The sequence below is a fragment of the Lederbergia lenta NBRC 16444 genome, assembly GCF_001591545.1.
In the GTDB taxonomy this organism is placed as follows: Bacteria; Bacillota; Bacilli; order Bacillales; family Bacillaceae_C; genus Lederbergia; species Lederbergia lenta.
In genome coordinates this window covers 679,866-704,092 of sequence record NZ_BCVC01000001.1, presented here as the reverse complement: position 1 = coordinate 704,092, position 24,227 = coordinate 679,866, and the positions used below count along the sequence as shown (strand labels likewise).

20 protein-coding genes, 1 pseudogene and 1 other annotated feature are annotated in these 24,227 nt (G+C 37.8%); of the genes and pseudogenes, 2 read left to right on the top strand and 19 right to left on the bottom strand.

Going from position 1 to position 24,227, the window contains the following annotated elements; genetic code table 11:
* Nucleotides 1-99: 99 nt before the first annotated feature.
* The 9 genes from mreD to BLE01S_RS03075 form a co-directional block, all read right to left on the bottom strand.
* Nucleotides 100-621 carry a rod shape-determining protein MreD gene (gene mreD, locus BLE01S_RS03115; RefSeq protein ID WP_066137191.1) on the bottom strand — a complete coding sequence of 174 codons (522 nt, stop codon included), beginning with the start codon at nt 619-621 and terminating at the stop codon, nt 100-102.
* Nucleotides 618-1,469: a rod shape-determining protein MreC gene (mreC, locus tag BLE01S_RS03110; protein ID WP_066137189.1), complete on the bottom strand. Its 852-nt coding sequence runs from the start codon at nt 1,467-1,469 to the stop codon at nt 618-620. Before mreC ends, mreD begins: the two co-directional genes overlap by 4 nt.
* Nucleotides 1,470-1,562: 93 nt before the next feature.
* Nucleotides 1,563-2,585 (bottom strand): rod shape-determining protein, encoded by a 1,023-nt coding sequence (locus BLE01S_RS03105; RefSeq protein WP_066137187.1) that lies wholly within the window; start codon nt 2,583-2,585, stop codon nt 1,563-1,565.
* A gap of 170 nt (nt 2,586-2,755) precedes the next feature.
* Nucleotides 2,756-3,445: a RadC family protein gene (gene radC, locus BLE01S_RS03100; protein ID WP_066137185.1), complete on the bottom strand. Its 690-nt coding sequence runs from the start codon at nt 3,443-3,445 to the stop codon at nt 2,756-2,758.
* A 30-nt stretch (nt 3,446-3,475) separates the two neighbouring features.
* The gene (locus tag BLE01S_RS03095) at nt 3,476-4,045 is read right to left on the bottom strand and encodes a Maf family protein (RefSeq protein ID WP_066137184.1); all 570 of its coding nucleotides are present in this window, start codon (nt 4,043-4,045) and stop codon (nt 3,476-3,478) included.
* Between the two features lie 183 nt (nt 4,046-4,228).
* On the bottom strand, nt 4,229-5,254 hold the full coding sequence (locus tag BLE01S_RS03090) for a hypothetical protein (protein ID WP_066137182.1): 1,026 nt from the start codon (nt 5,252-5,254) through the stop codon (nt 4,229-4,231).
* Nucleotides 5,255-5,393: 139 nt separating this feature from the next.
* Nucleotides 5,394-6,140 (bottom strand): prepilin peptidase, encoded by a 747-nt coding sequence (locus BLE01S_RS03085; protein ID WP_066137180.1) that lies wholly within the window; start codon nt 6,138-6,140, stop codon nt 5,394-5,396.
* Nucleotides 6,141-6,268: 128 nt separating this feature from the next.
* Entirely contained in the window at nt 6,269-7,588 is a 1,320-nt protein-coding gene (locus BLE01S_RS03080) for a bifunctional folylpolyglutamate synthase/dihydrofolate synthase (protein ID WP_066137178.1), read from the bottom strand.
* An 84-nt stretch (nt 7,589-7,672) separates the two neighbouring features.
* On the bottom strand, nt 7,673-10,318 hold the full coding sequence (locus tag BLE01S_RS03075) for a valine--tRNA ligase (protein ID WP_066137176.1): 2,646 nt from the start codon (nt 10,316-10,318) through the stop codon (nt 7,673-7,675).
* Nucleotides 10,319-10,466: 148 nt separating this feature from the next.
* Nucleotides 10,467-10,699: a binding site (T-box leader), on the bottom strand.
* A gap of 164 nt (nt 10,700-10,863) precedes the next feature.
* Between BLE01S_RS03075 and BLE01S_RS03070 the strand changes: the two genes are divergently transcribed.
* The gene (locus BLE01S_RS03070) at nt 10,864-11,055 is read left to right on the top strand and encodes a YszA family small membrane protein (protein WP_066137175.1); all 192 of its coding nucleotides are present in this window, start codon (nt 10,864-10,866) and stop codon (nt 11,053-11,055) included.
* Nucleotides 11,056-11,095: 40 nt separating this feature from the next.
* On the opposite strand, the gene ysxE is transcribed toward BLE01S_RS03070, so the two are convergent.
* The 8 genes from ysxE to hemA form a co-directional block, all read right to left on the bottom strand.
* Nucleotides 11,096-12,136 (bottom strand): spore coat protein YsxE, encoded by a 1,041-nt coding sequence (ysxE, locus tag BLE01S_RS03065; RefSeq protein ID WP_066137172.1) that lies wholly within the window; start codon nt 12,134-12,136, stop codon nt 11,096-11,098.
* A gap of 54 nt (nt 12,137-12,190) precedes the next feature.
* Nucleotides 12,191-13,696 carry a LysM peptidoglycan-binding domain-containing protein gene (locus BLE01S_RS03060; protein ID WP_066137170.1) on the bottom strand — a complete coding sequence of 502 codons (1,506 nt, stop codon included), beginning with the start codon at nt 13,694-13,696 and terminating at the stop codon, nt 12,191-12,193.
* A 303-nt stretch (nt 13,697-13,999) separates the two neighbouring features.
* The gene (hemL, locus tag BLE01S_RS03055; protein WP_066137168.1) at nt 14,000-15,295 is read right to left on the bottom strand and encodes a glutamate-1-semialdehyde 2,1-aminomutase; all 1,296 of its coding nucleotides are present in this window, start codon (nt 15,293-15,295) and stop codon (nt 14,000-14,002) included.
* A gap of 27 nt (nt 15,296-15,322) precedes the next feature.
* A complete protein-coding gene (gene hemB, locus BLE01S_RS03050; protein WP_066137166.1) occupies nt 15,323-16,306 on the bottom strand; it encodes a porphobilinogen synthase in 984 nt (327 codons plus the stop codon).
* Nucleotides 16,293-17,117 carry a uroporphyrinogen-III synthase gene (locus BLE01S_RS03045; RefSeq protein WP_082788562.1) on the bottom strand — a complete coding sequence of 275 codons (825 nt, stop codon included), beginning with the start codon at nt 17,115-17,117 and terminating at the stop codon, nt 16,293-16,295. Before BLE01S_RS03045 ends, hemB begins: the two co-directional genes overlap by 14 nt.
* A complete protein-coding gene (gene hemC, locus BLE01S_RS03040; RefSeq protein WP_066137162.1) occupies nt 17,114-18,046 on the bottom strand; it encodes a hydroxymethylbilane synthase in 933 nt (310 codons plus the stop codon). Before hemC ends, BLE01S_RS03045 begins: the two co-directional genes overlap by 4 nt.
* Nucleotides 18,047-18,141: 95 nt before the next feature.
* Nucleotides 18,142-18,975: a cytochrome c biogenesis protein gene (locus BLE01S_RS03035; RefSeq protein WP_066137161.1), complete on the bottom strand. Its 834-nt coding sequence runs from the start codon at nt 18,973-18,975 to the stop codon at nt 18,142-18,144.
* A 13-nt stretch (nt 18,976-18,988) separates the two neighbouring features.
* Complete coding sequence (gene hemA / locus BLE01S_RS03030; RefSeq protein WP_066137159.1) at nt 18,989-20,344, bottom strand: glutamyl-tRNA reductase; 1,356 nt, start codon at nt 20,342-20,344, stop codon at nt 18,989-18,991.
* Nucleotides 20,345-20,554: 210 nt separating this feature from the next.
* On the opposite strand from hemA, the gene BLE01S_RS03025 reads away from it, so the two are divergent.
* On the top strand, nt 20,555-21,046 hold the full coding sequence (locus BLE01S_RS03025; RefSeq protein ID WP_066137157.1) for a LiaI-LiaF-like domain-containing protein: 492 nt from the start codon (nt 20,555-20,557) through the stop codon (nt 21,044-21,046).
* A gap of 218 nt (nt 21,047-21,264) precedes the next feature.
* Here the strand turns inward: BLE01S_RS03025 and yihA are convergent, their stop codons facing one another.
* Nucleotides 21,265-21,846, bottom strand: a complete 582-nt coding sequence (yihA, locus tag BLE01S_RS03020) for a ribosome biogenesis GTP-binding protein YihA/YsxC (protein WP_066137155.1) — start codon at nt 21,844-21,846, stop codon at nt 21,265-21,267.
* Between the two features lie 5 nt (nt 21,847-21,851).
* Nucleotides 21,852-24,119 (bottom strand): annotated as a pseudogene (gene lon, locus BLE01S_RS03015) (endopeptidase La); the annotation flags it as partial.
* Between the last annotated feature and the right edge of the window lie 108 nt (nt 24,120-24,227).

Sequence of the window (24,227 nt, the reverse complement as noted above, 5' to 3'; positions counted from 1 at the left end):
TATCTCATATTCATTCCCAAGTCATCTCTTGGTGCATTCGACAAAGGGGACTATTTTCCCTCTATTCACAAAAAAGTGGATATAAATTTGTAATTACGATTAATCTTCGACAATGTCTTTTTTCGTTTTTTGAAGAAATTTCGTAAATGGGAAAAAAATCAAGATAAAAGAAGCAAGGTTTAAAATGAGCGTTGGCAATAATCTAACCATCCCAAATTCACTTGGTATTATATTAATTCTAAATACGAGCACGGTAAATATGTAGACAAGGATTTCAACAAATGCAATATTCACTATTAAGGCGATCGCTGCAGTAAAAATATTAACATGCAAAATCCTCATCATTTTCGATGCTAGATAGACGGCAATCGGGAATAAGAACAGATATATGCCGATTATATCCATATAATAAACGTCAAATAGCAAACCGAATAGCGCTGCGTATAGTAGCGCGTGATTACGTAAGTAATATATTCCCATAATAATTAATAAAGTAAGTAAAAAATGTGGAACAACAATTCTTTCACTTCCAAATGCTTCGGGTGGTAATAAGTCTACAAAGATGCTTTCCAGATAAAAGGCCAGAGTTAAAAGTAAAGGAAGAATAATGTTTCTCATCATTCCCCCTCCTTTATTCCGTCTTCTGGACGAACAATGACCATCACATGTTCAAAGCCATAAAAATCCGCAGAAGGTTCTATATATGCGATTTGAGTTAAACCATATTGATCCACCTGAAGTTCTTTTACTTTTCCAATATCTAATGTTTTCGGAAAAACGCCGCCTAAACCTGATGTAATCACATTTTGTCCTTTTTTTATTTTCTTATCAATTGGTAGATCCTTCATCATAAGTAGTTTTTTTTCACGGTCATAGCCATCGATCAGCCCGTAGACTTCACTTCCTTGTATTTGCGCCGATACTCGATTTTTAGTATTATCTGAACTTAATAACTCTATTGTTGCAGTCATCTTCGAAGTATTAATTACTTTTCCAACTAAGCCCTTTGCAGTAATAACGGCCATATCAGGTTTTACTCCACTTTTTTCGCCTTTATTTATAATTATCTTGTCATACCAACGATCAGGGGTACGACTAACTACAGTTGCCTGTATAGCAGTATAATCACGAAGATTATCTGTTTTCCCCAATACATCCCTTAATTCATCATTGTCTCTTTTTAAATCTGATATTTCCTGTTCAAGCTTTGCCAGCCCTTCTAAACGAGCTTTCAATTTTTTATTTTCTGTGTATGTATTTTGCAGATCCTTCATATTTGTGAACATATTTGCAATCCCCTGAGCAGGCTTCGCTACAAGCGAATGGCCAAATCCCACAACATCTTTAATAAACTGTTCTGGTCGAGAAATATTTTCTCGATCTCGTAATGAAAATCCGATCAAAGACACAAGAATAATAATGCTGACGAGCAGGATAATCAGACGTTTATTAAGAAAAAAATGCGGCATCATTTCCACCTCTAATTTCTGATTAACCGACAACTGTTGTAATAGCTGTATGAATGGATGGCGTCTGCATAATATTTAGACGCCACCATTACCTTATCGAGATTCTTTTGCTTTATTTTTGAAGAGATCTATATGTTCTAATGCCATACCCGTTCCTATTGCCACACAATCAAGGGGTTCCTCAGCAATTAATACCGGCATTTGTGTTTCTTCACTAATTACCTTATCTAAATTATGCAACAAGGCCCCTCCACCTGTAAGTACAATCCCTCTATCCATTATATCCGCAGAAAGTTCAGGTGGAGTTCTTTCAAGTGTATTTTTCACTGCATCAATAATTGTAAACACAGTATCATGTAATGCACCAGAAATTTCTTTAGCTGTAATTTCAATCGTTTTTGGTAATCCTGTCAGTAAATCACGTCCGCGAATTTCCATCGGCGCAATCCCTTCTGTATCCCCTGCAGAACCAACCTCTACTTTAATTGCCTCAGCAGTTCGATCACCAATGAGTAAGTTATATGTCTTTCTAATATAGGCAATTATTGATTCATCAAAATTATCTCCTGCCGTACGAATAGAAATACTCGTTACAATTCCTCCTAAAGAGATAACTGCGACTTCTGTTGTTCCACCACCAATATCTACGACCATGCTTCCTGTTGGTTCCCAAACAGGTAAGTTCGCACCAATAGCTGCAGCAAAGGGTTCTTCTATTGGATATGCATCACGCGCGCCTGCTTCTCTTGTTGCATCAAGGACAGCCCTTTGTTCAACAGCAGTAATGCCCGATGGGACACATACCATAACATGGGGTTTTCCACCAAAAGATCCTTTGCCTTTTGCTGCATGTTTTATATAGTACTTCATCATCGAAGCAGTTGTTTCATAATCCGCAATAACTCCATCTTTCATAGGGCGTAATGCGACGATATTTCCAGGTGTTCGTCCAATCATATTTTTCGCGTCATTTCCGACCGCAACAATCTTCTTCGTATCTGTTTGCAATGCAACTACTGATGGTTCACGTAAGACAATTCCTTTACCTTTCGCAAATACCAATGTATTTGCAGTCCCCAAGTCAATTCCCAGGTCTTTCGCCCCGAATCCAAACATTATATGTATCTCCCTTTCTGATGCTAATTGTCAATTTTCAGCAAACTAACCTTCATTTTCTTTATTATGATTACCTTCGCTATTGTATCGTATTCGCGTGAATCTACAGCATAATCCGCAAAAAAAATCATACTTCCAATTATAACGTAAGACCTTGCAAAATCATAGTATCACATATGCCCTTTTTCTTTCATACTGACATATTTTTTGTCTCCAATAATTAAATGATCGAGAATTTCAATACCAACCATTTTTCCACATTCGACAAGCCGTTTAGTCACTTCAATATCTTCTCTAGATGGACTGGGATCTCCACTTGGATGGTTATGGAAACAAATAATTGAAGCAGCAGAGCGTCGGAATGCCTCTTTGAACACTTCGCGCGGATGTACGATCGAGGCATTTAGACTACCGATGAAAACAGTCTGGCGGTGGATAACTTGATTCTTGGTGTTTAAATAGAGGCACACGAAATGTTCCTGTGTAAGGAAGCGCATGTCATTCATCACATAATTTGCCCCATCTTCGGGGCTGCGGATTACATAGCGATCATCGTATGAGAGGTTACTAATTCTTCTTCCTAATTCGACTGCCGCGGCAATTTGGACTGCTTTTGCTTCACCAATTCCTTTTAAATCAGTCAATTCCTCCAAGACAGCATCTTTTAGCCACATGAGACCGCCAAACTGTGTGAGTAATCTGTTCGCTAACTGAATAACCGACTCCGATTTTGTTCCAGTTCGAAGTAGTATAGCTAGCAACTCTTGATTAGATAAGGCTTCAGCGCCGCTATTGATTAGTCGTTCACGCGGACGTTCGTCGACTGGAAAATCACGAATCATGAGCGATTCTGTTTTCATTTATTTCCCTCCTTTTATAAGGGATGCTCATTAAAGGAGGGGTAAACCCATTTCTGACAAAACACGGGATAAGCGTGAAATTGGTAACCCAACAACTGAATAGTAGTCACCGGAAATGGATTTTACAAGTAATGCACCACGTCCTTGAATTCCGTATGCACCAGCTTTATCAAAGGGTTCACCGCTGTCCAAATATTGATTAATTAGAGCTGCGGACAGTTCCCAAAACTCTACATCCGTTCTTTCATAAAAAATCTTCATTGCGTTTGCACTTACGATCGCCACTCCTGTATAAACGGAATGCGTACAATTAGATAATTGATGAAGCATTTGGCTCGCCTCTTCCCTGTTTTGAGGTTTGCCTAGTACATTGCCCTTACAGACCACAATGGTATCAGAACCAATAGTATATGCTTCGGGAAATTTCTGAGCTACATGCAAAGCTTTTCGTAATGCAAGGGTCTTTACAATTTCATTAGGTAGTAGATCTTTTGAAACTTTCTCGTCCACATCTGGTGAATACGTAGTAAATGGAATAGATAGCTTTTGAAGAAGTTCTTTTCTGCGAGGAGATGATGAAGCAAGTATGAGGTTTGACAATTATTATTCCTGCCTTTCTAATGATCGGGAGATACACATACATCATATCAAATAGCCATGGATGGAACAACTATATTCATCAAGGCTCTTTGAGATATGAAACTTGTAAATTCTCAACAGAAATAAAACAATGCAAACTGGAAAATAAAAAAACGAGGCCGTCAATTACCTCATATATGGTAACTATTGACGGGCCCCTTCATACAACTTTATGTAATCCAATAAATGTTGTTGCACTTTTTTTAGTACGCTCTTGTCATCGGCATTCGATTGATACTGTCTAAGCCCTTCATAGGCTGCATAAAGTTCACTATAAAGTTCATGCACCACCCCATCTTCTGACCGTGTTCCTTCACCTGTATCAAGTTGTTTCCCTATATCAGCCACACTTGTTTCATTCACCTTACCAGACATTATTCCACTCATTGCCTCTCCAGCTAACAACTGAAACAACTTTCCTTCACTTGCAAACAGTTCTGCCTCTTGTTTCGATGTAAATTTCATTTCTACCTTTTTCATCGAAAGTTCCTTCGCCCAAACATTCATCCCTTTATCTTTTAAATCCTGCTCCCACGCTTTAGCTTTAGTGATATTGTCGGCAATACCTACAAACACATAATATTTTCCTTCCGTTTCCATCATCATTGTGCCAAACCCTTGGGCATCATACTCCGCCATTCTATTTTCTGCCGCACTTTTTGACGAGTAGACGTCCCCCTGAATAACGGCAGTAGTTAAAGCTGGTAACTCTGCAATATATGGCTCCACCGTTTGTTTTTTCACATCATCGTTAGAAACAACTGGAGGAGCTGCGATTGAATCATCACCAGATACAGGTTGTTCATCTGGATTCATCACCATTTTCAATAAAAATGTTCCTAATAATAGGCCAACTGCTACTGCGAGAAAAATCGATAATATCATCGTTGCTACACCATGAACTGATTTCCGTCTCCAATATTGGGAAGGGTGTTTTTTATGTTTACTAGGAAAATAATTTACCTTTTGAAACTCTGAAACTTCCTTATATTCCGTTTCAGGTAGTACCCAATCAAAAACGTCTTCTTCATCCGCTTTTTCAGCTGATGCCGATGTCTCTTCTGCTGCCACTTGCCAATCATTTACAGTGATTTCTTCCTCAAACGGACGTTCTTCTCCATTGATTTTTATTTTGATAGCTGGTTGCTGCGTCTTTTTCTTCTTGTCCATGCGTATCAGCCTCCGCTTGCAAAGTTTGCTTAATGCTAACATATGAACAAAGAAAATAGACAAGACATTTGTCGTCTCGTCTAAAAAGGTTTTCGTCATTTTTTTCATTATAAATCTAGCATAAACATATGGTATTCTATTAAAACTGAAATAGTGAATAATACCATGCTAGGATATGATTATTAAAGAAATATACGAATAATGTACCAACCGCGATAAACGGACCAAAAGGAATCGGTTTCTTCCGCTCTACAACTCCGATTGCCATTCCTAGCACTCCTATGATTGCACCTATCAAATTCGCAAAAAAGAAAGAAAACAAAACTAGTTTTAAACCAAGAGCAAGACCTAAAACAGCATAGAGTTTTATATCCCCTCCACCTATACCACCTTTACTTAACACTGTAATTCCCATTAAAATAATAAAGATAACAGCGGCACCAAGGTATGAATCCCACCAAGGAGTTAGCGGCTGAATCAAGCGTTCTATTAAAATAATTCCTGTGAAAACGAGCAATACTTTGTCTGGGATAAGCATATATGTAATGTCTGATACAGAAATGATTACAAGTAATGAAATGAATGTCCACGCAATAAAAAGCTCAAAAGACCATCCAATATGCGTATATGCGTAGACAAATAAGCAGGCAGTAATGAGCTCAGTTAGTGGAGTAAATGGAGAGATCCATTTCTTACATTGGCGGCACTTTCCACCCTGTATTACATAAGAAATTACAGGGATAAGATTCCAGAATGATAATGTTCTCTTACAACTTGAACAGGCAGAACGCATTCCCAATATTGGTTCTTTCATTGGAACCCTTATACCAACAGTTTTATAAAATGAACCAAGTAGAAGGGCACAGAGGAAAATGATCAGTTTCATTTACGAGATAATCCTTTCATTCTTTCAGTAATAATCTATACCTACATATTTACTTATGATGACTCCATTTTAGTCATCATAAGTATTATCTTGTTTTATCATAACGACCATGTCGGTGAATAGCTACATTATTCGATATTTAACTTCGCAATTTGATCTTTTAAAAAAGGCCTCACCAATGAAATGAAATATAATGAACCTGTGACCACTAGTACCTCGTTATATTGCATTGTATTTTTAAGGTTATTGATTAATATTTTCCAATCAGAATGCGTGATTATTGTTTGATTTCCCGTCATTTTTTTGAATTCCTCTGCTGTAGCAGCTCTAGGAAAATCAAACTCTGTTACATATAGTTCCGCATTCATGTCGTTTAAAATAGTACACATTTCTGTTAAATCTTTATCTTTCAGTGCAGCAAAGACCACTTTTAACTTTTTACCAAAAAATCTATTTTCTAACGCAGCAGTTAATGCCCTTAGACCTTCTGGATTATGGGCACCATCAACCATTATGGTTGGCTCTTTTTGTAATACCTCTAATCTACCAGGCCAGTTAGCTTTAACAAGACCAGCTCTAATGACTTCCTTATTCAGCCTTATTGTACCTTGACCGTGTAACCATAGTAAGGCTGCAACGGCTCCAGCAGCATTTTCGATTTGATGATGACCTAATAATCGGATTTCGAGGTTTTCAATCGTTTCTGTGACTGATTTATATGCAAACCTTTCTGAATACTCAGTCGATAAAATATCTTTAACAACGAAATCATGGCCTAGTTGCAATAACTGAGCCTCTTTTTCTTTAGCTTCCTTTTGAATCACTTTAAAAGCTCTATCATCTTTAACAGCTGTAAATATTGGTGTACTTTGTTTAATAATACCAGCTTTTTCATAAGCAATTTCTTCTAAACTATTCCCTAGAATTTGAGTATGATCCATTCCTACGTTGGTAATCACAGTCAATATTGGTTCTATGACATTCGTTGAATCATAACGACCACCAAGTCCGACTTCAAAAACAGTAATATCAACGGGATTCATAACGCCAAAATAATAGATCGCCATCGCCGTGATAATTTCAAACTCTGTTGGTGACCCTAACTCAGTTTCCTCTAGTTCATCTGCGAGTGGCTTGATAGTATTTACTAAACTGGTTATTTCATCATCAGAGATCGGTCTTCCATTCAAACTAATTCTTTCATTAAATTGCTCAATATACGGCGAAGTAAATGTACCAACTTCATAACCGGCTTCAACTAAAATTGAACGACAATAAGCCACAGTCGAACCTTTTCCATTCGTTCCACCGACATGAACCGCCTTTATTTTTTTTTGAGGATGATCGAGTTTTTCAAGCATCCACTTCATTCTATTCAACCCTGGTTTTATACCAAAGCGTAGACGGGAATGAATCCAATCAAGAGACTCATCATATGTATGAAACAACTTGTACACCTCCGACAAAGCGTCATAAATATAGAGCCGGCACCTCCTTCATATTATAAGGAGATGCCAAATACTCTTTATTACTTAAATATTTTTTAATTCTTTCATACGTTCTTCAACAATTGATCGTTTTACAACGTAATCCTTTTCTTTCGCTCTTTCTTCCTCCACTACGGCTTCCGGAGCTTTACTTGTAAACTTCTCATTAGATAATTTTTTCTGCACACGTTCTACTTCTTTATTCCACTTTTCCCATTCTTTTTCTAGGCGCTTAATTTCTTCATCAATATTGATTAGTCCAGCTAGCGGAAGAAATAGTTCCACACCTGTTACAACAGCGGTCATTGATTTTTCTGGCGTTTTCATGTCAGTTGAAATTATAAGCTCTTCTGGATTACAGAATTTCTCAATAAATGATTTGTTCTTTTCTAGCGCTGCGAGTGTTTCTTCATCTTTTGCCTTAAGCATTAATTTAATCTGCTTACTCATAGGTGTATTCACTTCGGCGCGTATATTCCGTACTGCCCGAATGATATCCATTAGTAATTTCATTTCTCCTGCGGCTTGATTATCAGTAAATTGCTCATTTACTGTTGGCCACGCTGCCACTGTAATAGATTTCCCTTCATGCGGAAGGTTTTGCCAAATTTCTTCAGAAATAAATGGCATAAACGGATGTATGAGTCTCATTGTGTTATCTAATACATACGCCAAAACAGACCGTGTCGTCTTCTTAGCTGCTTCGTCCTCACCATATAACGGAAGCTTCGCCATTTCAATATACCAATCACATAAATCATCCCAAATGAAATTGTATAACGCTCTACCAACTTCGCCAAATTCATATTTATCAGCAAGTTTTGTTACAGTATCGATCGTGTCATTCAGACGGGTTAAGATCCATTTATCCGCAACATTTTTTTCGCCTGTCAGGTCAATTTCTTCCTGCTTTAACCCATCCATATTCATTAATGCAAATCGAGATGCATTCCAAATTTTATTAGCGAAGTTCCAAATGGATTCAATCTTCTCCATGCTGAACCTGAGATCTTGACCAGGTGAGCTTCCTGTTGCTAGAAAATAACGAAGGGAATCTGCACCATATTGATCAATAACATCCATTGGATCAACACCGTTTCCAAGCGATTTACTCATTTTTCGTCCGTCTTCCGCTCGAATCAAACCATGAATCAATACATCATTAAATGGACGCTTCCCTGTAAATTCAATTCCTTGAAAAATCATTCTAGAAACCCAGAAAAAGATAATATCATAACCTGTAACAAGTGCATTATTTGGATAATATCGTTGAAAATCTTCCGCATTGGGATCTGGCCAACCCATCGTTGAAAATGGCCATAATGCAGAGCTAAACCATGTATCTAGAACATCTTGATCTTGTTCCCAATTTTCTTCATCAGCAGGTGCTTCATTTCCAACATATACTTCTCCAGTTTCTTTATGATACCATGCCGGAATACGATGTCCCCACCATAATTGGCGTGAAATACACCAGTCACGAATGTTTTCCATCCAACGCAAATACGTCTTCTCAAAGCGATCTGGAACAAAATTCACTTTTTCCTCTTGTTTCTGTAATTCAAGTGCTTGATCTGCGAGCGGCTGCATGTTCACGAACCATTGTGTCGATAAATATGGCTCGACTACTGCACCACTTCGCTCTGAATGACCAACCGAATGCATATGGTCTTCAATTTGGAATAAAACCCCTTGATCCTGCAAATCTTTAATAATTTGTTTACGGCAATCAAAACGATCCATCCCTTGATATTTTCCAGCATTTCCATTCATCGTACCGTCTTCATTCATAACAAGTACGCGTTCTAAGTTATGGCGATTCCCGATCTCAAAGTCATTAGGATCATGAGCTGGAGTAATTTTCACAGCACCCGAACCAAAATCTTTATCCACATAATCATCTGCAACAATCGGTATTTCACGTCCAACGATTGGCAAAAGGACTGTTTTTCCAATTAAATGTTGATAGCGTTCATCATCTGGATGGACGGCAACTGCCGTATCACCTAGCATTGTCTCAGGTCTAGTAGTTGCTACTTCTATGGCCCCAGTACCGTCTGCAAGTGGATAATGCATATGATAGAATGCACCTTGTACGTCTTTATGAATTACTTCAATATCTGAGATAGCTGTTTTCGTAACAGGATCCCAGTTGATAATATACTCGCCTCTGTATATAAGCCCTTTTTTATAAAGCTTAACAAAGACTTCTCTTACTGCTTTCGAAAGACCTTCATCAAGTGTAAAACGTTCACGCGAATAATCTAAACCAAGTCCGAGCTTTGCCCATTGTTGGCGAATAAAATCTGCATACTCTTCTTTCCATTTCCATGTTTCTTCCACAAACTTTTCACGCCCTAGGTCATAACGTGATGTTCCTTCTTCACGTAGCTTTTCTTCCACTTTTGCTTGCGTGGCAATTCCTGCATGATCCATTCCAGGAAGCCAAAGAACATCATAACCTTGCATTCTCTTCATTCTCGTCAAAATATCTTGCAAAGTAGTATCCCATGCATGACCTAAATGCAGGCGTCCCGTTACATTTGGTGGCGGGATAACAATTGTATATGGCTCTTTATCCGGATCATTATTCGCTTCGAAAAATTTTCCATCTAACCACCATTGATAACGGCCTTTCTCTATTCTTTGTGGTTCATATTTAGTTGGCATTGTCATTTTATTATCTTCCATTATTATCCTCCCTTTAATCGCTACATTTGTACCAGTTAGTGTCTAATTATAGGCACTAAGGGGCGCTGCCACATACTGCGGTTCCAGTTTGTTCATCGTTAAACGGCCGCTTCCGCTTTTCTTATAAAAACACAAAAACTCCCCTCGTCAAAAGGACGAAGGGAGCGGATTCGCGGTACCACCTTTTTTCGCAGACATGCAATTATCACATGTGTCTGGCACTTAATTTGTTAACGGCTCTTCACCGGCCTCTACTACTAAAGTTTCACAGAAGCTGCTCAAGGGTGACTTTCCAATGTTTCTACTTAAGAAATCTCACAGCAATGATTTCTCTCTCTGAAAGTAGATTGCCAATGTACTCTTCCCTGTCAAAGCAATTAGTCGATTATTCTCTTATTATAATATTAGCTAATATCATATGTGAATGTCAATTATTTTTGTACTCTTAAATAGGATGGACCAATATCTTTCAATTTATACTATATAGGCACCGATTAACTTCTTTCACATATTTTATAGCAAGAGTGATTCAAGGAGGTATGATGATGAGCAAAAGATTTAATCAGTATACATTTCAATCTTGGAAGAGAAATTTCAAAGGGGTTTGTAGACAGCTAATTATTCCATTCACCATATTTCAAGGGATTCGCACTTTTATTTTCCCAACAGTTTTTGACGTTTTATTATTAGCTATTTTTATTGGATTGGCCTTATCTTTTCATTATGAATGGATGTAATTTATTCTCTTCAACTTAAATTACAATCCCATCCTTTAGTTTATTCAGAAGGGTGGGATTGTTCTTGTTCCATTTGTTTTTTTCTTTCTTCTATTTCATTTAATCTCATAACAATAAATTCCTTATTTTTCATTTGCCAATAATGTCGCTGTAGATCACGTACAAATTGCATTTCATTTTTTTCATTTGTTGTGGAAAAATATTTCTCTATTACCCTGTAAATGGGACCGGGCTGCGCTAAATAACTAAGAAATAAATGCATTTCCTCCGATTTAAATGGAAAATGCCGAAAGTATGCCTCTAACCACTCCACACTTTCATTAAACTGTTTTGGATGGGTATTCAGCATTCTTGACAAAAATGGCAGTAAATCATGAATAGGGGAAGCAATACTCGCTTTTTCAAAGTTAGAAAAATAACCTATCCCCTTTTCATTGTATAAGAAATGTTCCGTAGAAAGTTTACCGTGTACAATCACACTCCTTGCCTTCGTCTCTTCTAGGGAAGCTTCGTGCCAATCGTTTAATTTTCTAAGCGCATAACGTTGTCCACCACTTATTTCACTAAAAAAAGTACAAAACATTAGTTGAAAAGGGGACATATACCATGTTTTCTCACTTACTTCCATATATGTCTCCATCGCTTCTTGCTCTTTTTCCCAGCGATTTTGCGTACGATCAAAATGCTCTTTTCGTTCTTCTTTACTTACAGGAACCTCTCGCACCGACAGCATATGAAACCGTGCCAGTTCACGGAACAGATCGTGATGCTTTTGAGTATGATCTTCTTTTAGCTTATTTTCTAACCATGGCATTAAATAATAAACATATTTCCCTTCTAAAATAGCAAAACGACCATCTGCTGTCGGAAAAATAGGAACAATTCGATTGTATCCCCGTTGATAAAGAAATTGCATATAGTAAAGAAAATCAAGACCATTTTCGACTTTCATTCGCTTTAGTGCAAATTCACCTTTGTTCGTATAAATCCTATACACATTTCCGATATTTTGTACAAAATCAGCATCTAGTCCGTAAAGCTTTACGATTCTTTTTACTTCTTCCTCAAGAATATGCGCCATTATATCACCTGCTTATTCTAAAAAAGCGGGGACGACATTTCTAGAAAACTTTATTCAAATTGACTTTAATGAACTTACTTTTACAGGTATATACAATACTTGCCCTTCATACACCTCATGGTTTGCCTCTAACTGATTTGCCCGTAAAATTTGCTGAACTGTCACCTTATATTTATCCGCCAGTCCCTGAATCGAATCCCCGTGCTGCACAAGACACACCTTCAATTTTGCGGAAGCTCCCTCATCTTTCCTGGCAAAAAAATCGGCAAATGACATAGACTTATATTTGTCTTTTTTCTTTTTCTCTTTATTTTTTTCTTCCTGTAGATGTGAGGATGACTCTACCTCATCATATTTAACATTACTCATATGCGAGGAAGATTCTATATAAGGGCTCGAACTTTCTATCGGCATGTGATCTCTTCCCCTTCGCTCCAATGATTCTATCAATATTTCTGGTAACTTCGGAAGATGGTAATCTAACGTTGGTCGTACATCAGTTAACTCTCGTTTTTCAGGAATAATGTTAGCTTCTATTTTAAATAAGTCATAAAAATCTTCATCATTTTCTTTTTCTAGTATTTCAACTAAAGGGTCCTGCTGTTTTTCGCGCGCCTCTTCTACCTGATGGTGGCCTTGCTCTTCTTGCCGAACTTCTACATGAATGTCATGCTCTTCGTGAAGTGTCTCCAACTCGATTTCATGCTGTTCTTCTTGAGCTTCAACTTTAGTGTTCCTTTCTTCTTTTTCAACTGCTTCCATTTGAATTTCTTGCTGGTCATTTTCTCGCGTATCAACTTGAGTTTCCCGTTGTTCTCCTTCTCGTGTTTCAACTTGAATTTCCTGTTGTTCTCCTTCTCGTGTTTCAACTTGAATTTCCTGTTGTTCATCCCCTTGTCCCTGCAGCTCTGCTTCCCGTACTTTTGCTTCAACCTCATGTTCCCCAGGCTGTACCTCGAGCAGAATTTCTTCTAGCTCCTCTTCCTGTAATTCTGTCGTTTTTCTATCTATCTCTTCAATAACCGAACTTTCATTATTTATTGGAGTGGCTGGCTCTACCCGACTCGGAGATTCTTCATAATGATCTAACAAATCATCCGCATCTTCTTCAACGGTATCTAAGATAGACTCTTCCTCTTCATACACCCCGCGAATTTCTATGTCTGCTAAAAGTTGGAGACGACAGTTTTCTGAAAGGTGATAATCAAACGATTCAATATCAACTGCTATATCTTCTAGTTTCTTCACTTTTCTTTTTGGAATCGTAATATCGAGTGGCAATTGGTGAAAAAATTCACTTTCAGTCTCATTTCTTATTTCAACAGATTGAATATATTGACGCCCCATAATCGGGAATGCTACTTCATTCTCTTCGTTTACATGTTTATATTCCCCACTTAATTCAAGCGTGCCTTTTAACACGACATAGTCCTCTTCATTCAATAGTTCAATATGCGGACTTAATGAAATAGATATTAGTTCATCTACTTCCTGTCCCCTTTCGAACCAGATAGATTCTTCCACTGTAAACGTAATGGATGATTCCTTGCGCTCGGGCAATACAGACTCCTCCTTTCAAATCCATAACAAAATATCATTAGTCAATTACATTCTATGAGGGGAGCAAGGAAAATATGTAAAGAAAAGAAACAGTGACCTGGACTATAGATTCTGTTAGGAAATATAATGACCGCCATTATACATTTATTAGGCTCTACACTAATTTCCTGTCCGTTGCATACTTTTTATTATCTGACATTTTAATCTACTGGCGAATAGTTCATTTGCGACTGGTTCGTTATCATTTAATAAAAAAGAAGGATAGGCATCATGCCAATCCTTCTATCTAATTCTTTTATTCTCTTATGAATAACTTGAAATTTTTTCAAATGCTTTTTCAGCAGTGGCTATTGTTGTTTGTATATCTTCATCAGAGTGTGCTGTTGAAAGGAATAACCCTTCAAATTGTGACGGTGGCAAGAATACCCCGTTATTGGCCATTTCTTTATAATACGCAGCGAATAGTGCTAGATCGGATGTTTTGGCATTTTCATAATTATGAACTCCTTCATTTGTGAAGAAAATACCTACCATCGATCCCGCTCTATTGATCGTATGTGGAATCGCATGTTTTTCAGCAGCATGTTTTAAACCAGATTCAAGCATATCAGCTTTACGGTTAAACTCCTTATATGTTTCAGGCGTGAGCTGAACTAACGTCTCATACCCCGCTGTCATGGCAAGAGGGTTTCCTGATAATGTACCCGCCTGATAAATAGTACCACTCGGGGCAATCTGTTCCATGATCTCAGCTTTCCCCCCAAAGGCACCAACCGGTAGTCCACCACCAATTACTTTTCCAAGACATGTAATATCTGGTGTTACACCAAAATGCCCTTGTGCGCAATTGTATGCAACACGGAATCCTGTCATTACCTCGTCAAAGATGAGCAAAGAGCCATATTCACTAGTTATTTCACGAAGCCCTTCTAGAAAACCTGGTAGTGGAGGAACAACACCCATATTTCCAGCCACAGGCTCAACAATCACACCAGCAATATCTTCGCCGAATTCTTTAAATGCATAGCGAACACTTTCCAAATCATTATATGGAACAGTAATCGTATTTTTGGCCACTCCTTCTGGGACACCTGGACTATCAGGCAAACCAAGTGTTGCAACACCAGAGCCCGCTTTTATTAATAGAGAATCACCATGTCCATGATAGCAGCCTTCAAATTTCAATATTTTATTTCGACCAGTATATCCTCTAGCCAATCGAAGTGCACTCATTGTTGCTTCCGTACCAGAAGATACCATGCGCACAATCTCAATCGAAGGGACTCGCTCGATTACTAGTTTTGCTAATTTATTTTCCATAAGGGTTGGTGCACCGAAGCTTGTACCTTGTTCAGCAACCTTTTTAATAGATTCAACCACTTGATCGTTTGCATGTCCTAAAATAAGTGGACCCCAAGATAATACATAGTCAATATATTCATTGCCATCAATATCGTATATCCGAGATCCTTTTCCATTGGACATAAAAATCGGATCCATATCAACTGATTTGAATGCACGTACTGGACTATTCACTCCTCCAGGGAGTAATGTAACAGCTTCTTTAAAAGCTTGTTTAGACTTTTCATATGAACGCATCAAACAAACCTCCACTTTTCACATTATTTAGTTTGACTCTTTTAGCCATTTTGCTGCATCTTTAGCAAAATAAGTAATAATTAAATCCGCACCTGCTCGCTTGATGCTTGTTAGCTTTTCTAACACGATTGCTTTTTCATCAATCCAGCCATTCGCTGAGGCGGCTTTCACCATTGAATATTCTCCACTTACATTGTAAGCAACAATCGGTGCGTTAAAATTATTTTTTACATCACGAATAATATCTAAATAAGATAACGCTGGTTTAACGATTAGAAAATCGGCTCCTTCTTCCATATCTGATTCAGCTTCTCGTAAAGCTTCCATGCGGTTTGCTGGGTCCATTTGATATGTTTTTCGATCACCAAATTGCGGAGCGCTATTCGCAGCATCACGGAATGGACCATAAAAGGCAGAAGAGTATTTTACTGCATATGACATAATTGGCAAATCTGTAAAACCAGCTTCATCCAGTCCTTTTCGAATATGAGCAACAAATCCATCCATCATATTGGAAGGTGCGATAATATCTGCCCCTGCTTCTGCTTGACTAACAGCGGTTTTCACTAGCAATTCAAGACTTGGATCGTTCTGAACATTCCCATTCTCCACTAGCCCACAATGTCCATGATCTGTATATTCACAAAGACAAGTATCAGCGACAACAAGCAGATCAGGCTGATGTTTTTTAATTACACGAGTTGCTTCTTGAACAATCCCATGGTCGTGATACGCACCTGATCCACAATCATCTTTTTCCTCTGGCACACCGAATAAAATAACTGACTTGATACCTAGACTAACAATTTCCTGAACTTCTTGTTGCAGTTTGTCTAGTGAAATATGATAAACACCTGGCATAGAAGTGACTTCATTTTTCTTGTTATCCCCTTCGACAATAAAAAGCGGATATATAAAATCTTCTGGACGTAAGTGTGTTTCCCGAACCATTGATCGCATACTAGCGGATGCCCGTAATCTACGATGACGTTTAAATTCAATCTTGTCCATTACTATTCTTCCCTTCTTTAGCTTTCTCGGCAAAGTAGTCGCATAATTCAACAAACATAGAGTCAATCGTGAATGTATCAGGGCAGATGCTAACTTCAAATCCGGCTTGCTCTACTGTGCGTTTTGTTACTGTACCAATCGAAGCTATTTTTAATTTTTTTGTACGAAAATCTATATGATATTCCTCGATAATCTTATTAAAATGGTTAAAAGTTGACGGGCTTGTAAATGCTACTACATCAAGTCGATCTTCAGATAATAACCGGACAAGCTTATCTGTATTTTTTGTTGGATAATATGTGTCATAAACAATCCATTCATCTGCTACAATATTGTGTGATCTAAAACCTTCTGCGATTGTTTTACTAGCTAAATTCCCTTTTGGAATAAGGACCTTTTTAGCAGTTAGTTCTTGTTCAAAGTATTCACGTGAAAAATCCTCAGCAGTATATACATTTGGCATAAATCGAGATGGAATATTGTATCGATCCAGTGCTTCACGTGTTTTCTCGCCAACAACCGCAAATTGAATATGGCTACGTCTTAATATAGATGGATCAATATGACCATTAATATGTTGAAAAAAATAGTCCACCCCGTTTTTACTCGTAAAAATAATCCAATCGTATTGCGCTATTTGATTAATAAAATTAGGGGCATTAATATCTTCATGCGCACGGAAATCAATGAGTGGCACCATATACGGGATGCCACCAGCAGATGCTACATCCATGCAAAACTTCTCTCCTTGATTACTGCCTCTTGTAATTAGAACATGCCGGCCAGCGAGCGGCAATTGGTCATTCTTCATTGTTCCAGTTCTTCTTTTACTTGATCAATTAATACTTTAGCTCCTTGGGCGCTCAAAATTTCAGCAGCCTTTTCACCGACTTTTTGAGGATTCGAACCAACTACCTTTTCTTTATAAATCGTTTTGCCGTCTGAAGATGCTACTAGTGTAATCAATTCTATTTCATCATTGTCATTTAATGTCCCAAAACCTGCAATCGGTACTTGACAGCTTCCTTCCATTTTAGCTAAAAAGACACGTTCTGCCTCAACGGTACGAGTAGTTGTTTCAGAATTCAACTTATTAAGTTCAGCCAGCAATTCATGATCATTTTCACGACATTCAATCGCTAGTGCTCCCTGACCGATTGCTGGCAGGCAAATTTCCGGTTCTAGGAACTCAGTAACCATACCTAAGTCCCAACCAATTCGTTTTAGACCTGCAGTCGCAAGGATAATTGCATCATATTCTTCATTTTTAAGTTTTTCTAGACGAGTATTAATATTTCCTCTGATCCATTTGATTTCAAGGTCAGGGCGTTCAGCTAGCAACTGGGCACTCCTTCTCAAACTACTCGTACCAATTATTGCACCTGCTGGCATATCTTTTAATTTTACATGCCCTTTTGATATAAGTGCATCGCGTGCATCTTCCCGTTCAGGAATACAGCCAATCGTTAGTCCTTGAGGGAGTTCTGCGGGCATATCTTTCATACTATGCACCGCCATATCAATCTCGCCATCAAGCATCGCCTGTTCGATTTCCTTCACGAACAGTCCTTTTCCGCCAACTTTAGAAAGCATGACATCTAGAATACGGTCTCCTTTTGTGACAATTTCTTTCACTTCAAATTCAAATGGTACATTAAGTTTCTCCAATTGCTCACGCACCCAATTGGTTTGTGTCAATGCCAATTCACTTCTACGTGACCCAATAATAATTTTTCTCACTTTATTTACCCTCCTGCAAAAAATAAAGTACAAAGTAAAACTGATCTAGTTTTCGAATAACTCCAGCTAAGCCCCCGCTTGACCCCATCGAGAGCCTAATAATGCCATATATGAAAAGATGATAAACGACTTACTAGAAAGAAATTTATTAAAACTATTAAAAATGCAGCAGTGTTCCAGATCGCAAGTTTTCTGCCGAATAATTCTTTTTTCCCTCGCAAATAGAGGATGATACTGTAAATAAATAATAAAATAAAAGAACCGATAATTTTCGGATCATACCATTGAATGTACGTCAATTTTATGTAACCCCATAATAACCCAAGGATCAAACTTAATAAGAGAATCGGTACGCCGATGACATTTAATACAAATGACATCTTCTCAAGTTTTGCCAAATCACTCAAGCGCCAAAGCCTTTTCAGACCTTTTTTTTCTTTTAATAACTTATATTGAAATAAATAAAGAGCTGAAAATACAAAAGATAAAGTAAATGCTCCATATGACAAAATGGCCATAGTAATATGAATGAATAGCAATTCTGAAACTAATTGATCAGCCATCAACTCTGAAGGACGCTGAATGGGAGCGAAAGCATGAATAGCCATAATGCTAAATCCAACAATATTTGTAAAGAAAACAGTGAAATCAACTTTCATTATCTTATGGATTGTTAGTGATAGCGTAATTAATACCCAGGCATAGAAATACAATCCTTCAAATAGTGTAAGCACTGGAAATCTCCCAGTCTGCAGCATATAAAGAAACAAAAAAATTGTTTGAAGTATCCAAACAATCGAAAGTAACCAGAAGGCAAGGCGATTAACCTTCTGGTTTTGGTCAATAAAATCGATGAAATATAACATGATCGAAAGGGCATAAATCACAATAACTATTTCCGGAAGTCTTACCATCCATAGCTCAAACATAGCTCACTTCCTTTTAAGCCTGGTATGATGGCAGCGGAGCCGCGAATTTTATTGTTTTATTACTTTTCGTATTCTCTTCGATGTTGACTGTTTGTCCGCTTACTGCCTCTTCCAAGTCAAATATTTGTTTGAATAACGCGATCTTTTCTGCTGCTTGCGGCTCTCCTGAAAGTTCTTTCACTTGCAGAATAGGATCTTTCAGCAATTGATTAATTATACTCTTTGTATGCTTATTCAACACTTTTCTTTCACGTTCAGAAAGATTGGGAAGTTTACGTTCAATACTATTCATTGTTTCCGTTTGAATAGTAAGAGCTTTTTCACGTAAGGCGGAAATGACTGGCACAACACCAAGCATATTAACCCACTCATTGAATTCAACCATCTCTTCCTCAATCATTAACATAATTTTTTCAGCTGCTCTTTCACGTTCAGCTAAATTAGACTGTACAATGCCTTCTAAGTCATCGATATCATATAGGAAAGCATTTTCTATGTCAGATATAGCAGGGTCTAAATCCCGCGGAACAGCAATATCTACAAGGAATACTGGACGTCCTTTTCGCATTTTCTCCATGCTTTCCATCATATCCTTATCTACTACGTATCCTCGGGCACCAGTTGAACTAATGATAATATCAGCTTCCATAATCGCACATTGCAATTCTTGCAACGATTTTGCTTCTCCATCAAAACGTTCAGCCAGCGTTTGCGCTTTTTCAAAAGTACGATTAATTACAGTAACTTTCGTTGCTCCATTTGAATAAAGATTTTTGATAGCAAGCTCGCCCATTTTTCCGGCCCCGATTACTAACACATGCTTGTTCTGTAGATTACCAAACACTTTCTTAGCAAGTTCGACAGCTGCATAACTGACAGAAACGGCATTTGCACCTATATCTGTTTGTGAATGTGCCTTTTTAGCAAGTGTTATAGCTTGTTTCATTAAATGATTAAACACTGTACCCGTTGCCCCATTTTCCTGTGCTTGTAAAAAGCTCGTGCGTATTTGGCCTAAGATTTGTGTCTCACCAAGTACCATTGAATTCAATCCACATGTTACTTTAAATAAATGTTCAATAGCAGCTTCATGCTCACGAACAAATAAATGGTTTGAAAATTCCTTTTGATCAATATTAAACCATTCTGATAAAAATTCTTTAATATAATAGCGCCCGGTGTGTAACTGGTCTACGACTGCATAAACTTCTGTCCGGTTACATGTAGAAACGATCATATTTTCTAGAATGCTTTTTTTATTTTTTAATGCCACCATGGCGTTGGGTAAAGCATCTTCCGTAAAAGCAAGTCTTTCCCTAATCTCCACTGGGGCTGTTTGATAATTTAGTCCTACGACGATGATGTGCATAAAAAGATAGGCACCTCCAAAGAAATTGCGCACTACATATATTATATCACGCAGATTAGAAGTATTCTAAAAAAGATGTGAACAGATAATGAAAGATGTAAACAGATAACAATTACTATGTTACATTTTAGAATTATTTATATGATAAACTATTTGTAACATATCAAATACATAAATGAAATACAAGGAAACAAGACAGGTGGGAAAATTATGAAAAAAAAATCATTACTTTCTGGAGTTATTTTGTTTGGATTCGGGATTTATTTTTTACTACAGCAATATCATTTTACCCTAATTTCAGAATTGTACACGTGGCCAACTTTGTTAGTCATCATTGGAGTTGGATTTCTCGTACAAGCATATGCTGGAAAAGCTTATGAAGCCATTGTACCGGGTGTGGTCATAACTGGAATTGGAGTACATTTCCACATAACAAATAAGCTAGCTATCTGGCCTGATCATACAGGTATTTTTCTATTAGTTATTGCTCTCGGTTTATTGCTTACATATGTTAAAACTGGAGTAGGAGTAGTACAAGGAATTTTATTTCTTTTAGCAGCTATTCTCATTCTGTTTTTTGACAAATTAACAGATTGGGCTGTCACAAACGGGCATAACATTGCAGTCATAAGTAAAATCTGGCCTTTTATCTTTGTTATAGCAGGCGCTTATTTTTTATTTTTTAGCAAAAAACAAAGGTGATACAGAAAAGCGGAAGATGCCCATTTAGTAACGTACAAACTGCTTCCACGGGATGTGGGCGATGATCATTCTTTCAATTAGAAAAAGTCAACACGGTAAGCCATTGGCAACTTATGTAGACTTATCGCGGAAAATCCCAAGTTTTCCACTTTCAAGGCATTTGGATCTAGACAACTCAGAGAATCGGAAGGGCCTAGGGCACCTTCCGATTTTTGTACTTACATCCACTTTTTCAACGCATTCCACACTTTATCTTTTCCTTCGGCTGTTTCGGAGGAGAATACAATAATTTCATCTTCTTTTACTAAATCAAGATTTTTTCTTATAACAGTAGCATGCTTTTCCCATTTACCACGAGGGATTTTATCTGCTTTTGTCGCAATAACAATGCAAGGGAGTTGATAATATTTCAAGAAATCATACATATTTATATCATCTTTTGTTGGAGGATGACGTAAATCAACAATTAACAGGACTGCACATAATTCTTCACGACTTGTGAAGTATGTTTCTATCATCTGTCCCCATGCTTCTCTTTCCCGTTTTGATACTTTTGCAAATCCATAACCTGGGACGTCAACAAAATACAAAGCTTCCTCTATCTTATAATAGTTCAACGTTTGTGTTTTACCCGGTTTTGAAGAAGTACGTGCCATACTCTTCCTATTAATCATTTTATTAATAAAGGAAGACTTCCCTACATTTGAACGGCCAGCTAAGGCAAATTCTGGAAAACCCTCAGCTGGATATTGTTCTGGTTTTACAGCACTGATTACAAGCTCTACATTATTTACTTTCATTTCTATTCCCCCACTAGTGCAGATTCAAGGACTTCATCCATATGCGCTACAGGGATAAATGTTAGATCATTTCTCACGCTTTCAGGAATATCATCGATATCTTTTTCGTTTTCTTTTGGTAATATAATTGTTGTTAACCCTGCACGATGAGCACTCAAACTCTTTTCTTTCAAACCACCGATAGGCAGCACTCTTCCCCGCAATGTTATTTCCCCTGTCATTCCTACTTCTTTTTTTATTGGTTGCCCTGTTAAGGCTGACACTAATGCAGTAGCAATTGTAATGCCTGCCGATGGACCATCTTTGGGAACTGCTCCTTCAGGTACGTGAATATGGACGTCACATGTCTCATGAAAATCCTTGTCTAATTTCAGCTCTTCAGCTTTAGAACGAACATAACTAAACGCCGCCTGCGCTGATTCTTTCATGACATCGCCAAGTTTTCCCGTTAGTACTAACTTCCCTTTTCCTGGTGACAATGAAACTTCAATTTGAAGTGTATCCCCACCCACCGATGTGTAGGCAAGCCCAGTCGCAACTCCAACTTGGTCTTCCACTTCAGCTTGGCCATAACTATATCTTTTCTTACCTAGTAGCTCTTCCAAGCTTTTCTCTGTAACAATGACTCTCTTCCGATCACCTGATACAATAATCTTTGCCGCTTTTCTACAAATAGAAGCCAACTGACGTTCCAATTCCCGAACACCAGCTTCTCTCGTATAATAGCGAACCAAATGTTTCATTGCCTCATCTTTAATCTGTAGCTGACCTTTCTTTAAACCATGTTCATCAATTTGTCTCGATAATAAATGATCTTTTCCTATATGGATCTTTTCTAGTTCTGTATATCCAGGAATTGTAATAATCTCCATACGGTCTCTTAGTGGCCCAGGTATCGTTCCTAGATCATTAGCCGTAGCCACAAACATGACCTTCGATAAATCAAAAGTTTCTTCGATATAATGATCACTGAAAGTACTATTTTGTGATGGATCAAGCACTTCCAACATAGCAGACGACGGATCACCGCGAAAGTCATTTGACATTTTGTCGATTTCATCTAGTAAAAAGACCGGGTTGTTCGTTCCCGCTTTTTTCATCCCTTGTATAATACGACCAGGCATTGCACCGACATACGTTCTTCGATGACCGCGAATTTCTGACTCATCTCTTACTCCACCAAGGGAGATACGAACGAAATTCCGCCCCATAGATTCCGCTATAGAACGAGCTAAGCTAGTCTTCCCGACACCCGGCGGACCTGCAAGACAAAGGATCGGACTGCGAAGTGACTTCGTTAACTGTTGAACAGCTAAATATTCCAATACTCGTTCCTTTACTTTTTCAAGTCCATAATGATCACGTTCAAGAATTTTTTCGGCTTTATGGATATTCAAATCTTCTTTCGTTGCATTTGCCCAAGGCAATGAGACGAGCCAATCGATATAGTTACGTATCACCGAACTTTCAGCTGATGTAGCTGGTATTTTTTCATATCTATCAAGTTCTTTTAGTGCAGTTTTTTCCGCGTGTTCGGGCATTTTTGCTTCTTTGATCTTCTCAGTAAGCTCAACAATTTCAGCTGTCTTTCCCTCTTTATCGCCTAATTCCTTCTGAATAGCTTTCATTTGTTCACGTAAATAATATTCTTTCTGCGTTCTTTCCATTGATTGCTTTACACGCTGGCCAATTTTTTTCTCAAGATTAAGCACTTCTCTTTCATTATGAATAATCTCGATCACTTCACCAAGTCTTTCCTTCACATTTACAATTTCAAGGATTGCTTGCTTATCTTGAAGTTTTAATGGTAAATGGGAAGCAATAATATCAGCCATACGACCTGGTTCCTCGATATCCGCTACTGCAGCAAAAGTTTCTGCAGATATCTTTTTCGAAAGCTTAATATATTGTTCAAAATACTCCAACATCGTTCTCATTAAGGCCTGAATTTCAACATCTATCTCAACTTCATCTTCTAGAAGTTCCAAAGTTGCTGCTAAATAAGTATCCTTATTAATAAATGACTGAAGCTTAGCACGAGAAATCCCTTCAACTAGCACTCGTATGGTTCCATTAGGTAATTTAAGCATTTGTTTTACCTTTGTTAATGTACCCATTTCGTAAATATCTTCTTGTTCTGGCAAATCAACGGAAACATCTTTTTGTGTTGTCAGGAAAATGAAATTGTCTGTTAGCATAGCTTGTTCCAAAGCCTGAACAGACTGATCTCTTCCTACATCAAGATGCAAGACCATCGTTGGAAAAACTAACATCCCTCTAAGAGGCAACAATGGAACATGCGGCTCTATTTCTTTCGTCAATTCATACACCTCCAAAATACAACCCCATACAAATAAGAAAAGCATAAGGCATTCAGCCTG

Coding starts and splice junctions, on each gene's coding strand:
- yihA (WP_066137155.1), bottom strand. CDS start 21,846: ATGAAAGTAAATAATGTAGAGCTTGTAATCAGTGCTGTAAAACCAGAA.
- BLE01S_RS03085 (WP_066137180.1), bottom strand. CDS start 6,140: ATGAAACTGATCATTTTCCTCTGTGCCCTTCTACTTGGTTCATTTTAT.
- BLE01S_RS03035 (WP_066137161.1), bottom strand. CDS start 18,975: ATGTTTGAGCTATGGATGGTAAGACTTCCGGAAATAGTTATTGTGATT.
- BLE01S_RS03090 (WP_066137182.1), bottom strand. CDS start 5,254: ATGGACAAGAAGAAAAAGACGCAGCAACCAGCTATCAAAATAAAAATC.
- BLE01S_RS03045 (WP_082788562.1), bottom strand. CDS start 17,117: ATGAAGAATGACCAATTGCCGCTCGCTGGCCGGCATGTTCTAATTACA.
- BLE01S_RS03025 (WP_066137157.1), top strand. CDS start 20,555: ATGAAAAAAAAATCATTACTTTCTGGAGTTATTTTGTTTGGATTCGGG.
- BLE01S_RS03105 (WP_066137187.1), bottom strand. CDS start 2,585: ATGTTTGGATTCGGGGCGAAAGACCTGGGAATTGACTTGGGGACTGCA.
- hemB (WP_066137166.1), bottom strand. CDS start 16,306: ATGGACAAGATTGAATTTAAACGTCATCGTAGATTACGGGCATCCGCT.
- hemA (WP_066137159.1), bottom strand. CDS start 20,344: ATGCACATCATCGTCGTAGGACTAAATTATCAAACAGCCCCAGTGGAG.
- hemL (WP_066137168.1), bottom strand. CDS start 15,295: ATGCGTTCATATGAAAAGTCTAAACAAGCTTTTAAAGAAGCTGTTACA.
- mreD (WP_066137191.1), bottom strand. CDS start 621: ATGATGAGAAACATTATTCTTCCTTTACTTTTAACTCTGGCCTTTTAT.
- BLE01S_RS03075 (WP_066137176.1), bottom strand. CDS start 10,318: ATGGAAGATAATAAAATGACAATGCCAACTAAATATGAACCACAAAGA.
- mreC (WP_066137189.1), bottom strand. CDS start 1,469: ATGCCGCATTTTTTTCTTAATAAACGTCTGATTATCCTGCTCGTCAGC.
- radC (WP_066137185.1), bottom strand. CDS start 3,445: ATGAAAACAGAATCGCTCATGATTCGTGATTTTCCAGTCGACGAACGT.
- ysxE (WP_066137172.1), bottom strand. CDS start 12,136: ATGGCGCATATTCTTGAGGAAGAAGTAAAAAGAATCGTAAAGCTTTAC.
- BLE01S_RS03070 (WP_066137175.1), top strand. CDS start 10,864: ATGAGCAAAAGATTTAATCAGTATACATTTCAATCTTGGAAGAGAAAT.